Origin of the sequence: Streptomyces tendae (genome assembly GCF_008632955.1) — a bacterium.
In the GTDB taxonomy this organism is placed as follows: domain Bacteria; phylum Actinomycetota; class Actinomycetes; order Streptomycetales; family Streptomycetaceae; genus Streptomyces.
This window is the reverse complement of sequence record NZ_CP043959.1, coordinates 6,345,016-6,358,337: the sequence shown is the minus strand read 5'-3', so window position 1 is coordinate 6,358,337 and position 13,322 is coordinate 6,345,016. Positions and strand designations below refer to the sequence as shown.

Below are 13,322 nucleotides of genomic sequence, written 5' to 3'. Positions count from 1 at the left end.
GGCCCCGGGCCGGGTGCACGGGGACGGGGCGAGGCGCACCCTGGAACGAGAGGAATCCGGAGGTGATCCGTCATGATGCACACCGCAGTGGGATGGCACGTGGAGATGGAGTTCACGGAGGACGAGCAGCACACCCGCGCGGTCGCGCTGGTCCGGCTGCCCGACGGCTCCGAGGTGCGGGCGCACGGACACGCGTCGCGGCACTACACCGACTCCAATCAGCCACGGGTCGGGGAGGAGATCGCCGGCGCCAGGGCGCTGAACGAACTCGCCATGCAGATGCTCACCAAGGCACACGGCGAGATCGACGACGCGTCCGGCCGCACCTCGCACCCGATCCACGTGTAGGAACCCCGGCGGGCCCTACGCGCCGAGGCACTCCCGTACGGCGCGGATCAGTGCCTGGGCCCTGGGGTCCGCCGTCACCGTCCTGCGGAAGCCGTTGGTGACGTAGCCGAGGGCGAGGCCGGACTCCGGGTCGGCGAAGCCGAGGGAGCCGCCGCGGCCGGGGTGACCGAAGGATCCCGGGGCCAGGAAGGGGGAGGCGCTGCCGTGCAGCATGTAGCCGAGCCCGAAGCGGGTGCCCACCACCAGGACCCGGTCGGGGCCCGCCGACTCCTCGGCGCGGGCGCGCTCCACGGTGGCTGCCTCCAGCAGGCGGGTGCCGTCGACCGGGCCGATCAGTGACGCGTAGAAGCGGGCCAGCCCGTCCGCGGTCGCGATGCCGTTCGCGGCGGGCAGGGCCGCCGAACGGAACGCCGGGTCGTTGTGGTCCGGGGAGGGCTCGATCGCGGCGAAGGCGCGGCGGGTGAGGGAGGTCGGGTCGGCGTAGGCGGCGGTGACCGCGCGCTTGGGCCGGGCGCGCAGCGCCCCCGACGGCTCGGGCCCTTCGACCTTCCCGGCCCGCCCGACGCGGTGCGCCTCGGCGTCCGGCAGCCCCACCCACAGGTCGAGACCCAGCGGGGCGGCGATCTCGGCGGCGATCCACTCGCCGGTGCCCCGGCCGGTCACCCGGCGCACCAGTTCGTCCACCAGCCAGCCGTAGGTCAGCGCGTGGTAGCCGTGGTCCGTGCCCGGCTCCCACACCGGCGCCTGGGCGGCGAGCGCCTCGGCGGCCCGCCGCGGGTCGGTGGCCTCCGCGAAGCTCAACGGGCGGTCCAGCACCGGGAGCCCCGCGCGGTGGCCGAGGACGTGCCGGACCAGCAGGCCCTCCTTGCCGTGCGCCTTGAACTCCGGCCAGAGGCGGCCGACCGGCGCGTCCAGGTCCAGCAGACCGCGCTCGTGCAGCATCAGCAGCACGGCGGCGGCGACGCCCTTGGTGGCCGACCGCACGACCTGGGCGGTGTCCCGCTGCCAGGGTGCGGTGCCGTCGACGTCCTTCGTCCCGCCCCACAGGTCCACGACCCGGTGCCCGTCCCGGTACACGGCGAGTGCCGCGCCCCGCTCCCCGAGCCGCTCGAAGTTTCGGGCGAACGCCTCCCGGACCGGCTCGAAGCCCTCGGCCACTGCGCCGTGCACGTCGACGTCCACGTTCCTGTCGTTCCCTTCCACTCGCCTGCGACAGTGGGTGCAACCACGCCGGTGCGCCGGCGATTCCGGGGTGCGGCGCGCCCGTCACCCGCGGCCGGGCGGCGCGGGCACGGAGCGCGGGTCGAAGCCGTACGGCAGCTCCAGCCGGTGCGCGCGCATCAGGTCGTCGTCGGCGAGCAGGTCGCCGGTGGCGCCGTCCGCCGCGATCACCCCGTCGCTGAGGACCAGCGCGCGCGGGCACAGCTCGAGCGCGTACGGCAGGTCGTGCGTGACCATCAGGACGGTGACGTCCAACGAGCGCAGGATGTCGGCCAGTTCGCGGCGGGAGGCGGGGTCGAGGTTGGAGGACGGCTCGTCCAGGACGAGGATCTCCGGCTCCATCGCGAGGACGGTCGCCACGGCCACCCGGCGCCGCTGCCCGAAGGAGAGGTGGTGCGGCGGGCGGTCCTTGAAGCCGGCCATGCCGACCCGCTCCAGCGCCCGGTCCACCCGCGCCTCCAGCTCGGGCCCCTTCAGCCCGGCCGCCGCGGGCCCGAACGCCACGTCCTCCCGCACGGTCGGCATGAACAACTGGTCGTCCGGGTCCTGGAAGACGATGCCGACCCGGCGCCGGATCTCCGCCATGTGCCGCCTGCCGACCTCCAGGCCGGCCACCCGCACCGTGCCGGTGCCGCCGCTGAGGATGCCGTTGAGGTGCAGGACGAGGGTGGTCTTGCCGGCGCCGTTCGGCCCCAGCAGCGCCACCCGCTCACCGCGCGCGATGGTGAAGTCCACGCCGAACAGGGCCTGATGGCCGTCGGGGTAGGCGAAGGCGAGGCCGGAGACCTCCAGGGAAGCAGTACTCACAGGGTCCATCCCAGCAGACACACGACGAGGGCGGCGCACGGGAGGGTCAGGGCGTACGACCACTGCGCCCGGGACGCGGCCACCTCGTCGATCACCGGCATCGACCCGGTGTAGCCGCGGCTCACCATCGCCAGGTGGACGCGTTCGCCGCGTTCGTAGGAGCGGATGAACAGCGCGCCCGCCGACTTGGCGAGCACCCCCCAGTGCCGCACCCCGCGCGCCTCGAAGCCCCGGGACTCGCGGGCGATCCGCATCCGGCGCATCTCGTCGGTGATGACGTCGCCGTAGCGGACCATGAAGGACGCGATCTGCACCAGCAGCGACGGCAGCCGCAGCCGCTGCAGACCGAGCAGCAGTTCGCGCAGTTCGGTGGTGGCGGCGAGCAGCACCGAGGCGGCGACGCCCAGGGTGCCCTTGGCCAGCACGTTCCAGGCGCCCCACAGGCCGTTCACGCTGAGCGAGAGCCCGAGCACGTCGACCCGCTCGCCCTCGGCGACGAACGGCAGCAGCACCGCGAAGGCGACGAACGGCACCTCGATCAGCAGCCGCTTCAGCAGGAAGCCCGCCGGGACGCGCGCCGCGTACGCGACGGCGGCGAGCAGCACGGCGTACCCCGCGAACGCCCACATCGCCTCGCGCGGCGTGGACACGACCACCACCACGAAGGCCAGGACCGCGGCGATCTTGGTGTGCGGCGGCAGGGCGTGCACGGCGGAGTGCCCGTGCCGGTAGAGCCGGTGGGTGTGGCCCGCGCCCACGTCAGACGCTCGTGCCGGTGGGGGAGGTGGCCTCGGCCTCCTCCTCGGTGCGGCGCCGGCGGACCGCCCAGAAGACGCCGGTGCCCGCCACCACCGTCACGCCGACGCCGATCACGCCCGCGAGACCTCCGGAGAGGCGGGCGTCGTCGACGTCCTTCACACCGTAGTCGGCGAGCGGGGAGTCGGCGGCGGTGTGCTCCTCGGCCTGCTTGTCGATGCCGTGGTCGGCGGCGACCTTCTCCAGGCCGTCGGGGTCGGCCGAGGCGTAGAAGCTGACGAACCCGGCGAGCACCAGCGAGGTGACCAGGCCGGCGATCCACACCTTGCGCGGGGACCGCGCGGTGGCCGGGGCGGGCTCCGCGCCGGTGTCCGGGGCGTCGACCAGCTCGCCGTCCACCCGCAGCTTCAGCTTCTGCCGCAGTCCGCGCGCCCCGTGCACCAGGTCCGGGCGGACGGCGACGACCGCGCCGACGGTCAGCGCGGTGATGACGGCCTCGCCGAGGCCGATGAGCACGTGCACGCCCACCATGGCGCCGGCGACCTTGCCGAGGGACACGTCGGTGGTGCCGCCGACCGCGAACAGCAGCGTGAAGACCACGGCGGACGCGGGGACGGAGACCAGGGCGGCGACGAAGGACGCGGCGGTCACCGAGCGGCGGGTGCGCGGCAGCACCTTCACCAGGACGCGGAACAGGGCGTAGGCGACCAGGGTCGTGGTGATCGCCATCGTGGTGATGTTCACGCCGAGCGCGGTCAGGCCGCCGTCGGCGAACAGCACGGCCTGCATCAGCAGCACGACGGACACGCAGAGCACACCGGTGTACGGGCCCACGAGGATCGCGGCGAGGGCGCCGCCGAGGAGGTGGCCGCTGGTGCCGGCGGCCACCGGGAAGTTCAGCATCTGCACGGCGAAGATGAACGCCGCCACCAGCCCGGCCAGCGGTGCGGTGCGCTCCGCCCCGGCCCCGGCCGCGCCCGGGCGCGAGGTTTCGTCCAGCTCGCGGCGCGCGCCTCGCAGGCTCACGGCGATCGCGCCGGCGGCGAGGAGGCCGGCCGCGGCGGACACGGGGGCGTCGATGAATCCGTCAGGTGCGTGCACGGACTCGATGATGTGGCCTGTTGCGAACCTTTCGCAAGAGCGAGTGACTTGTTTTACTTCCGCCCTACCTCATCTGTGCCGGCCGCCGCTCGGAAGCGCGGATTCCAGTTTGGGTGCAGGATGGGACGGGGGTGGGTAGTCGCCTTGTATGCCTTTGACGGCGTGTGACGCAGCGTAAAGGGGCCCACCGATGTCCGTGATCGAGCAGTACGCGCGAGTCCACATCGTGACGGATGCGGATCCCCTCCTGGAGAACCGCGGGGCGGTCCCCGTGGTGCTGCGGTACGACCCCGAGACCGACCCCGGACACGTGCGCGTCGGCCTGCCCGGGACGCTGCCCCGCGAGTGGGTCATCGAACGGGACCTCCTGGAACGCGGCCTGACCGCGCCCGAGGAACAGGCCGGCATACGGGTGTGGCCCTGCGGCCGGGTGCAGGCGGTGGTGGAGTTCCACACCCCGCAGGGCGTCTCGGTGGTGGAGTTCGAGACGAAGACCCTCTCCCGCTTCCTGCGCCTCACCCACGTGCCGACGGCCCAGCCGGTCCCGCACTGAGCCGCGGCTCCGCCGGGTTGGTATCGCACCGCGGCTCCGCTCTCCGGCCCGCGCTGGGCCGTGCGCCGCCGCCCCGCCGGCCCCACACCGAACACCGTGGCTTCGCCCGGCCGGTCCCGTACCGAGCCAGGGGCTCCGCTTACCGGCCGCCCTGAGCCTCCGTGGCTTCCCGGCCGGTCCCGCGCTGAGCGCCGTGGCTTCGCTCACCGGGCGGGCTGAGCCGTGCCAGCTGGTCCCGCATGGAGCCCGGGGCTCCGCTCACCGACCCGCACCGAGTACCGAGGCTCCCCCCGGCCGGGGTCCCGCATCGGCCCCGCGGCTCCGCTCAGCCGCCCGCCTTCAGCAGGGCCGCCACGATCGGGCCCGCCGTCGAGCCGCCGTGTCCGCCGGCCTGCACCACACCCGCCGCCGCCAGGTCACCGGCGTACGCGGTGAACCAGCCGTTGGGCTTCTTCTGGTTGTCGACCTCCGCCGACCCCGTCTTGGCGCCCCGGTCACCGCCCACGCCGGCCATCGCCTCCGCGGCGGTGCCGGCCGACGCGGTGTACGACATCAGGTCCCGCAGCTGCGCGAGCGTGTCCGCGGACAGCGTGCGCGGGGCCTTCGCCAGCTGCCGCCCGTCGACCTCCGGCGACACCAGGTACGGCTGGTGGAACACCCCCGCCTTGACCGTCGCCGACACCGACGCCATGTTCAGCGGGTTCATCCGCACCCCGCCCTGGCCGATCAGGGACGCGGCCATCGGGGCCTTGGACTGCACCGGCACCGAGCCGTCGAACGTCGGCACCCCGACCTGCCAGTCGTTCTTCCCCAGCCCGAACACGTCCTGCGCCTGCTTGGTCAGGTCGTCGTCCTCCAGCTCGGGGGCCTGGCTGATGAAGGCGGTGTTGCAGGAGCGGGCGAAGCTCGCCTTGAACGTGCCGTCCTTGATCTGGAACTTGTCGTCGTTCTGGAACTTCCAGCCGCCGTAGCTGAAGTACTTGGGGCACGGGTGCTTCTCGTCGGCGGACGCCAGGCCCTTCTCGATCAGCATCGAGGAGGTGATCACCTTCATGGTGGAGCCCGGGGCCAGCGACCCCTGGAAGGCGACGTTGAAGCCGCGCGAGGAGTTCGCCACCGCGAGTATCTCGCCGGTCGAGGCGCGCAGCACCACCACCGACGCCTTCTGCTTCTTCGCCACCTGCGCCTCGGCGGCGGCCTGGAGGGACGGGTTCAGCGTGGTCTTCACCGTGCCAGGCGTGCCCTCGCTCAGGGCCAGCAGGGTCGTGTCCGACAGCTCCGCCTTCTTCGACTCCTCGCCGCGCACCACGCGCAGCTCGACGCCGGCCTTGCCGCCCGCCTTGTCGCCGTACTTCTCGCGCAGCCCGTCCAGCACGGAGCCGAGGGAGGGGTACTTCGCGGTGGTCAGCTCGCCGCCGTCGCGGTCCAGCGCCTTGACCGGCGGGGTGCCCGCCTCGCCGGTGACCAGCTTGTCGCCCGCCCTCAGCTCCGGGTGCAGCACCGACGGCCGCCAGTCGACGCGCGGCTCTCCGTCCCCGGCCCGGCGCACCACGGTCAGCGTGCTGTCGTAGGCCAGCGGCTTCGTCAGCTGCTCGTAGGACACCGTGCCCTTGACGGAGAAGGTGACCGTCCCCCCGGCGGGCGCGCCCGGGGTGAGGGCGAGGTTCCGGACGCGGGCGTCCTTGGCGTACGAGGTGAGCAGCGCCGTGGCGGCCCGCGGGTCGTCGGTCGCGGCGGCGGCCTGGCCGACCCTGCCCGCCTGCCAGGCGGTGAGGAAGTTCCGGGCCGCGGTGGTGACCTCGCCGGCCGACAGCGGCCCGGTCTTGACGGCCTCCGCCTGCGTGGACGCCTGACCCTTGCCGTCCTCCCCGGCCCCGCCGACGAGTGCGTACGCGCCGAAACCGGCACCGCCCGCGACCACGACTATCGCTGCGCCGAGCACGGCCGGCTTCATCCTTCGCCGGTCCGCGGCGCGCCCTCTGGTCCCCACTGCTGTTCGTTCCTCCGTCGCCCGCCCCGGCCCCCCGCGGCCCGCGTGGCTCTCATTCGAGTCAAGGCCCCCTCGGCGCGGGTACGCCGAGGTCGGCCCCCACCCTAAAGTCCCGCCGGCCGGGCGGTGCGCTCAGCTGGCCGCTCGTAGCACGGCTGCGACAATCGGGCCGGCCGCGTCGCCGCCGTGGCCGCCCTGCTGAGCCATGGCGGCCGCCGCGACATCGTTGCGGAAACCGGTGAACCAGCTGTCCGAGGTGGCCTTGCCGTCGACCTCCGCGGAACCGGTCTTGGCGCCGATGTCCCCGCCCAGACCCGACATCGCGGGCTGGCCGGTGCCCTGGGTGGCGGTGAGCCGCATCATCTCCTTGAGCTGCGCGGCGGTGTCGGCCGACAGGCCCTTGGCCTGCGCCAGCTCCCGGCCGTCGAGGTCGGGGGAGACCAGGTACGGCTGGCGGAAGGTGCCGGTGATGGCGGTGGCCGTCACGGACGCCATGTTCAGCGGGTTCATCTGCACCTGGCCCTGGCCGATGGCGTTCGCCGCACGGTCCGGGCCACCGGAGGCCGGCACGCTGCCGTCGAAGGAGGCGATGCCGGTCTTCCAGTCGTCCCGGCCGAGGCCGAACCGCTCCTGCGCCTCCTGGGTGAGCGAGTCGTCGCTGATCGGCTTCTCGTCGATCAGCTTGATGAACGCCGTGTTGCAGGAGCGCAGGAAGCTGTTGGCGAGGCTGGCGCCCTCGTTGGGCTCCATGCCGGTGAGGTTCTTGAAGGTCTGGCTCTGCCAGGTGGCGGTGTCCGTGCAGGGCGCGGGGCCGTTCATGGAGGTCACGCCGTTGTCGATGAGCATCGCGGCGGTGATGATCTTCATGGTGGAGCCGGGGGCGACCTGGCCCTGGAACGCCGCGTTGAAGCCGTCGTCGCGGTGGTTGGCCACCGCCAGCACCTCGCCCGTACTGGGCTTCACGGCCACCACCGAGGACTCGGGGTACGCCTTCACCGCCTTCTCGGCCGCCGCCTGCACCCCGGCGCTGAGCGTGGTGCGCAGCTTGCCCGCCTTGCCCTCGGCGAGGGTGAGCAGCGGGGTGTCCGCCTCCTCGTCGGGGTGCCGGATCGACAGCTCGACGGCGGAGGTGCCGCCCGCCTTGTCGCCGTACTTCTGCCGCAGGGTGTCCAGCACGGGGCCGAGGGAGGGGTACTTCTCCTTCGTCAGCACGGTGCCGTCGCGGTCCACCGCCTCGATGGGCGGCTGTGCGGACTCGCCGGTGACGAGGGTGTCGCCGTCCCGCAGGTCCGGGTGCACGACGGACGGCTTCCAGTCGACCAGCGCCCGCCCGGTGGTCTGTCCGCGCACGACGGTCACGCTGCTGGTGTACCGCAGCGGCTTCGAGGCGCCGTCGAGGGAGACGGTCGCCTTCACGGTGAACGGCACGACGGTGCCGCGCGGGGCGCCCGGCGTGATGGCGACCCGGCCGATCCGCGCCTCCGCGCCGTACGCGGTCAGCAGCGCGCCGGCCTCCTGCGCGTTGTTCGTGTACGAGGCGGCCTCGGCCGGCTGCCCCTTCTCCCAGGCGCCGAAGAACGCCTCGGTGGTCTCGCGGACCTCGTCCTTGTCCGGCGGCCCCGACTTCGGCGTGTCCGCCGCCCCCGAGCCGCCGCCCCCGCCACCGTCCAGCGCCGAGACGATGTTGTACGCCCCGTACCCGGCTCCGCCGACCATCACGGCGAATATGCCGCCGACGACGGCGACCTTGACCCCCTTGCCCATCGGGCGATCCCTCCCCCGGCCGGACCCCACGCCTTCTGAACGTGTTCAAAAGCCCGGCGCGCCCTGAACTCTATGCGCTGCCCGCGCCCAACGGGACCTGCGAAACCGATCGTTGTCCCAAAGAGACCCTCCCCGACGAGGTCCCCGGTGTCGTCCCCTCCGCACGCCGACGGCCCCCTGGCCGAGAACGGGTCATGGCGGCCGAACGGCACCTTCGGGACGCCGGCCGGACGCCGGAATCAGCCGCACGCGTCGCAGACGCCCGTCGCGGGGAGCTGCACGAAGCAGGTGGCGCAGACCTGGGCCGGCTTCTCGGCACGCCGCCGGCGCCGGTCGACGGAGCATGACCGTGCCCTACTGGTATGCGGGGACTCCGCCGCGGTCGTGCTCGCGCAGGTCACCGCCCTCGCGGCCCTCGTCGAGAAGGAGACCGGCCTGACCGCCTACGACCCCCGGACGGGATGCCCGCTGACGAAGGCGCCGCCGGAGGAGCCGGCCGGGCTGATGGCACGCGTCACCGAGGAGCTGCGCGGCCGTTACGGCGGTTGAGGGCCGGGGGCCGTCGCCCCGGGCCCCCGCCCACTAGACCCACGTGTCCAGCCACATCCGTGATCGCCAGTCGTCGATCGGGATGGGCGTGCCCGTGTAGATCGGCCAGAAGTAGATGAAGTTCCAGATGATCAGGAGGGTCACCACGCCCGCCGCCGTCGCGCCCGCCACGCGGCGGGTGTCGGTCGAGCGGCGCGGGCCGACGACCGCGCCCAGCAGCATCGCCACCGCCAGGCACAGGAACGGCAGGAAGACGATCGCGTAGAAGTAGAAGATCGTCCGCTCCTGGTACAGGAACCAGGGGGCGTAACCCGCGGCGATGCCGCAGGCGATCGCGCCCGCCCGCCAGTCGCGGCGGAAGAACCAGCGCCACAGCACGTACAGCAGGGCCAGACAGCCCACCCACCACAGCATCGGGGTGCCGATGGCCAGCACCTCCTGCGCGCACTTCTCACCCGCGTCCGTGGGGCAGCCGTCCACACCGGGCGCCGGTGACTCGTAGAAGTACGACACCGGCCGGCCGGTGACGATCCAGCTCCACGGGTTGGACTCGTACGTGTGCGGCGAGGACAGGCCGACGTGGAAGTCGTACACCTGGTTCTCGTAGTGCCACAGGCTGCGCCACCAGTCGGGGAACAGCCACGACCAGTCGCTGCGCCGCCCGTCGCGGGTCGCCCAGTCGCGGTAGTAGCCGCCGCTGCCGTCGGACGGCGAGAGGAGCCAGCCGATCCAGGACGCGAAGTAGGTGAGCACCGCCACCGGCACGGTCGACAGGAACGCCCAGCCCAGGTCCCGCTTCAGCACGGTCAGCCGGGGCCGGGCGGCGCCCGCCACCCGGCGCGCGCCGACGTCCCACAGCACGGACATCACACAGAACGCGGCCATGATGTACAGCCCGTTCCACTTGGTGCCGATGGCCAGGCCCAGCATCAGGCCGGCCGCGAGACGCCAGGGACGGAAGCCGATCCGCACGCTCCCGGCGATCCCCGCGTCCGGGCGCGCCCGCCCGTCCGGCCCCACCGGCAGCGCCGCCGCCAGTTTCGCGCGGGCCTTGTCCCGGTCGATCAGCAGGCAGCCGAAGGCCGCCAGCACGAAGAACATCAGCACGCCGTCGAGCAGCGCGGTGCGGCTCATCACGAAGTGCAGCCCGTCCACCGCCATCAGCGCGCCCGCGAGGCAGCCGAGGAACGTGGAGCGGAACAGCCGCCGCCCGATCCGGCACAGCATCAGCACGGACAGCGTGCCGAGCAGCGCCGTCATGAAACGCCAGCCGAACGGGTCGAAGCCGAAGATCAGCTCGCCCAGTCCGATGACGTACTTGCCGACCGGCGGATGGACCACGTAGGCCGCGTCCGTGGGGATCGGGACGTTGCCGCCCGAGTCCAGGACGAGGCGGTTGACCTCCTTGTCCCAGTTGACCTCGAAGCCGCGGTGGACGAGCGCCCACGCGTCCTTGGCGTAGTACGTCTCGTCGAATATCACCGCCTTGGGGTGACCCAGGTTCCAGAAGCGCAGCACGCCCGCAACCAGCGTCACCAGCAGCGGGCCGCCCCACCCCGACCAGCGGACGAGGCGGTCGGCGAGCACCGGCGGCACGCCGAGCGTCTTCCACAGCCGGCCCGACGGCTCGGTGTACGGCGGGACCAGGCGGTCGCGGACGTCGCCTCTGGGGCCGGACGTCCGGTAGCCGAAACGCCGCAGCCGCTGCTGCCACGTCTGCCGTTGCTCGTGCGGCGGCTGCTCCTGCCGGGTGTCCGTGGAGGACGCGGTACTGGTCACCGCGCCATCGTAGGGAACGGCGCTGTGTGAGTCCCGCGCATGGGCGGTATGCCCCGCCTCCGTCGCCTCCTGGGAGGATGGGCGGGTGACCGGAACCCTCGTACTCGCAGGCACCCCCATCGGCGACATCTCCGACGCGCCGCCCCGGCTCGCCGAAGAACTCGCCGGCGCCGACGTCGTCGCCGCCGAGGACACCCGGCGGCTGCGCCGGCTGACCCAGGCGCTCGGCGTCACGCCCAAGGGCCGGGTGGTGTCGTACTTCGAGGGCAACGAGTCCGCGCGGACGCCCGAACTGGTCGAGGAGCTGGTGGGCGGTGCGCGCGTGCTGCTGGTGACGGACGCGGGCATGCCGTCCGTGTCCGACCCCGGCTACCGGCTGGTCGCCGCGGCCGTCGAGCGGGACGTCAAGGTCACCGCGGTGCCGGGACCGTCCGCCGTGCTCACCGCACTCGCCCTGTCCGGGCTGCCGGTGGACCGCTTCTGCTTCGAGGGGTTCCTGCCCCGCAAGGCCGGCGAGCGGCTGGGACGGCTGCGGGAGGTCGCGGACGAGCGCCGCACCCTCGTCTACTTCGAGGCCCCGCACCGCCTCGACGACACCCTCGCCGCGATGGCCGAGGTGTTCGGCGGCGAGCGCCGGGCCGCCGTCTGCCGGGAGCTGACCAAGACCTACGAGGAGATCAAACGCGGGCCGCTCGCCGAGCTGGCGGCGTGGGCGGCCGACGGCGTGCGCGGGGAGATCACCGTGGTCGTCGAGGGCGCGCCGGAGAAGGGCCCCGAGGAGACCGACGACGCCGAGCTGGTGCGCCGGGTGCGGGTGCGCGAGGAGGCGGGGGAGCGGCGCAAGGAGGCCATCGCGGCGGTCGCGGCGGAGGCCGGGCTGCCCAAGCGGCAGGTGTTCGACGCGGTCGTCGCGGCCAAGAACGCCGACGGCCGGGACCCCGGGAAGCGCTGACACCGGGCGCCGGCGCCGCGCGAACCCGGGCGTTGGCAAAGAGCTCGGGGCATTGTGGTAATCCACGGCCAAATCGGCGCCAATACTGCGTCGCCGCCCGTGTGTTCACGGTCCGCGAGGAGTCCACTGGTCGGTGGGGGCGGACGCGGGTCCGTCCCGTCAGCGGACCGACGGGAGCCGGCATGACCGAGATCTCCGGACAGGGCGGACTGCGCGCGGGCGCCACCGCCGTGGTCACCGAGGCATACGCGTTCGCCTGCATGCGCTGCGGATACGGCTGGGAGCAGTCGTACGAGATAGAGCACCACGTCGACGGCGACGGCCGGACCTTCGTGCTGTACGTGGCGGACGGCCGGATCGTGCCCTCCCCGCTGAACCGGCCCACCTGTCACAGCTGCGACGGGCATCTCGTACGGATCCTGCGCCCGGGCCGGGTCGACTCCGCCCGCGACGCCGCCCACCGCGAGCGCCGGGTGCCCGCCGCGGGGCCGGTCGAGGCCCCCTGGACACCGGCGGGTCCCGCGCCGCTTCCGCTGGACACCCCGGAGGGTCCCGCGCCGCTTCCGTAGGATCGGAGGCATGCCTGCCAACGACCCCGACAAGAACGCCGCACCGCCGCTCCCGAAGCCCCTGCGGGTACCGGTCGCGGACTCCCACACCCACCTCGACATGCAGTCCGGCACGGTCGAGGAGGCCCTCGCCAAGGCCGCGTCGGTGGGGGTGACGACCGTGGTGCAGGTCGGCTGCGACCTCAAGGGGTCCCGGTGGGCGGCGGACACGGCAGCGGCGTACGACGCGGTCCACGCGACGGTCGCGCTGCACCCGAACGAGGCCCCGCGGATCGTGCTCGGGGACCCCGACGGGTGGTCGCGGCAGGGGGCCCGTGAGGCGGGCGGGGACGCGGCGCTGGACGAGGCGCTCGCCGAGATCGACCGGCTGGCCGCGCTGCCGCAGGTCAAGGGCGTCGGCGAGACGGGCCTCGACCACTTCCGCACCGGCGAGGAGGGCAAGGAGGCCCAGGAGCGGTCCTTCCGCGCCCACATCGAGATCGCCAAGCGGCACGGCAAGACCCTGGTGATCCACGACCGCGACGCCCACGCCGACGTGCTGCGCGTGCTCAAGGAAGAAGGTGCCCCCGAGCGCACCGTCTTCCACTGCTACTCCGGCGACGCGGAGATGGCGGAGGTCTGCGCCCGCGCCGGCTACTACATGTCTTTCGCCGGCAACGTGACCTTCAAGAACGCGCAGAACCTGCGGGACGCCCTCGCCGTCGCCCCGCCGGAGCTGGTCCTGGTCGAGACCGACGCGCCGTTCCTCACGCCGGTGCCCTACCGCGGGCGGCCCAACGCCCCCTACCTGGTGCCGGTCACGGTGCGTGCCATGGCCGCCGTCCGGGGCGTCGACGAGGACACCCTGGCCACGGCGCTGGGCGCCAACACCGCCCGCGCCTTCGGCTACTGACGACCCCGCACATCGCGCACGTTCCGTAGTCGTGTCGCTTG

13 protein-coding genes are annotated in these 13,322 nt (G+C 73.3%); 6 read left to right on the top strand and 7 right to left on the bottom strand.

Annotation, left to right across the window (positions count from 1 at the left end; all coding sequences use genetic code 11):
* The first annotated feature begins 72 nt into the window (after nt 1-72).
* Complete coding sequence (locus F3L20_RS29055) at nt 73-348, top strand: DUF1876 domain-containing protein (protein WP_150156817.1); 276 nt, start codon at nt 73-75, stop codon at nt 346-348.
* Between the two features lie 15 nt (nt 349-363).
* On the opposite strand, the gene F3L20_RS29050 is transcribed toward F3L20_RS29055, so the two are convergent.
* From F3L20_RS29050 to F3L20_RS29035, 4 genes are all read right to left on the bottom strand, one after another.
* Nucleotides 364-1,530, bottom strand: coding sequence for a serine hydrolase domain-containing protein (locus tag F3L20_RS29050; protein WP_150156816.1), 1,167 nt, complete (start codon nt 1,528-1,530; stop codon nt 364-366).
* 84 nt (nt 1,531-1,614) lie between these two features.
* The gene (locus F3L20_RS29045) at nt 1,615-2,385 is read right to left on the bottom strand and encodes an energy-coupling factor ABC transporter ATP-binding protein (protein ID WP_150156815.1); all 771 of its coding nucleotides are present in this window, start codon (nt 2,383-2,385) and stop codon (nt 1,615-1,617) included.
* Nucleotides 2,373-3,134 (bottom strand): cobalt ECF transporter T component CbiQ, encoded by a 762-nt coding sequence (gene cbiQ, locus F3L20_RS29040; protein WP_145826893.1) that lies wholly within the window; start codon nt 3,132-3,134, stop codon nt 2,373-2,375. The genes F3L20_RS29045 and cbiQ overlap by 13 nt, the downstream gene beginning before the upstream one ends.
* A gap of 1 nt (nt 3,135) precedes the next feature.
* Nucleotides 3,136-4,233 carry an energy-coupling factor ABC transporter permease gene (locus F3L20_RS29035; RefSeq protein WP_150156814.1) on the bottom strand — a complete coding sequence of 366 codons (1,098 nt, stop codon included), beginning with the start codon at nt 4,231-4,233 and terminating at the stop codon, nt 3,136-3,138.
* A 190-nt stretch (nt 4,234-4,423) separates the two neighbouring features.
* Here F3L20_RS29035 and F3L20_RS29030 point away from each other — a divergent pair, with 190 nt between their 5' ends.
* A complete protein-coding gene (locus F3L20_RS29030) occupies nt 4,424-4,786 on the top strand; it encodes an SsgA family sporulation/cell division regulator (RefSeq protein WP_150156813.1) in 363 nt (120 codons plus the stop codon).
* Nucleotides 4,787-5,111: 325 nt separating this feature from the next.
* Here the strand turns inward: F3L20_RS29030 and F3L20_RS29025 are convergent, their stop codons facing one another.
* Together F3L20_RS29025 and F3L20_RS29020 are read right to left on the bottom strand one after the other, a co-directional pair.
* Nucleotides 5,112-6,740, bottom strand: coding sequence for a penicillin-binding transpeptidase domain-containing protein (locus F3L20_RS29025; protein ID WP_382686635.1), 1,629 nt, complete (start codon nt 6,738-6,740; stop codon nt 5,112-5,114).
* 168 nt (nt 6,741-6,908) lie between these two features.
* Entirely contained in the window at nt 6,909-8,540 is a 1,632-nt protein-coding gene (locus F3L20_RS29020; RefSeq protein ID WP_150156811.1) for a penicillin-binding transpeptidase domain-containing protein, read from the bottom strand.
* A gap of 384 nt (nt 8,541-8,924) precedes the next feature.
* Here F3L20_RS29020 and F3L20_RS34170 point away from each other — a divergent pair, with 384 nt between their 5' ends.
* Entirely contained in the window at nt 8,925-9,089 is a 165-nt protein-coding gene (locus F3L20_RS34170; RefSeq protein WP_167534634.1) for a hypothetical protein, read from the top strand.
* A 33-nt stretch (nt 9,090-9,122) separates the two neighbouring features.
* Here the strand turns inward: F3L20_RS34170 and F3L20_RS29015 are convergent, their stop codons facing one another.
* Nucleotides 9,123-10,868, bottom strand: a complete 1,746-nt coding sequence (locus F3L20_RS29015; protein ID WP_150156810.1) for a dolichyl-phosphate-mannose--protein mannosyltransferase — start codon at nt 10,866-10,868, stop codon at nt 9,123-9,125.
* Between the two features lie 85 nt (nt 10,869-10,953).
* On the opposite strand from F3L20_RS29015, the gene rsmI reads away from it, so the two are divergent.
* The 3 genes from rsmI (at nt 10,954) to F3L20_RS29000 (ending at nt 13,281) form a co-directional block, all read left to right on the top strand.
* On the top strand, nt 10,954-11,820 hold the full coding sequence (gene rsmI / locus F3L20_RS29010; RefSeq protein ID WP_150156809.1) for a 16S rRNA (cytidine(1402)-2'-O)-methyltransferase: 867 nt from the start codon (nt 10,954-10,956) through the stop codon (nt 11,818-11,820).
* 182 nt (nt 11,821-12,002) lie between these two features.
* On the top strand, nt 12,003-12,389 hold the full coding sequence (locus F3L20_RS29005; protein WP_150156808.1) for a hypothetical protein: 387 nt from the start codon (nt 12,003-12,005) through the stop codon (nt 12,387-12,389).
* A 10-nt stretch (nt 12,390-12,399) separates the two neighbouring features.
* Nucleotides 12,400-13,281 (top strand): TatD family hydrolase, encoded by an 882-nt coding sequence (locus F3L20_RS29000; protein ID WP_150156807.1) that lies wholly within the window; start codon nt 12,400-12,402, stop codon nt 13,279-13,281.
* Nucleotides 13,282-13,322: the final 41 nt, after the last annotated feature.

Excerpts from the sequence above, each read along its gene's own strand:
- F3L20_RS29030 (WP_150156813.1), top strand. The coding sequence starts at position 4,424 with ATGTCCGTGATCGAGCAGTACGCGCGAGTCCACATCGTGACGGATGCG.
- F3L20_RS29025 (WP_382686635.1), bottom strand. The coding sequence starts at position 6,740 with ATGAAGCCGGCCGTGCTCGGCGCAGCGATAGTCGTGGTCGCGGGCGGT.
- F3L20_RS29045 (WP_150156815.1), bottom strand. The coding sequence starts at position 2,385 with ATGGACCCTGTGAGTACTGCTTCCCTGGAGGTCTCCGGCCTCGCCTTC.
- F3L20_RS29055 (WP_150156817.1), top strand. The coding sequence starts at position 73 with ATGATGCACACCGCAGTGGGATGGCACGTGGAGATGGAGTTCACGGAG.
- F3L20_RS29020 (WP_150156811.1), bottom strand. The coding sequence starts at position 8,540 with ATGGGCAAGGGGGTCAAGGTCGCCGTCGTCGGCGGCATATTCGCCGTG.
- F3L20_RS29005 (WP_150156808.1), top strand. The coding sequence starts at position 12,003 with ATGACCGAGATCTCCGGACAGGGCGGACTGCGCGCGGGCGCCACCGCC.
- F3L20_RS29000 (WP_150156807.1), top strand. The coding sequence starts at position 12,400 with ATGCCTGCCAACGACCCCGACAAGAACGCCGCACCGCCGCTCCCGAAG.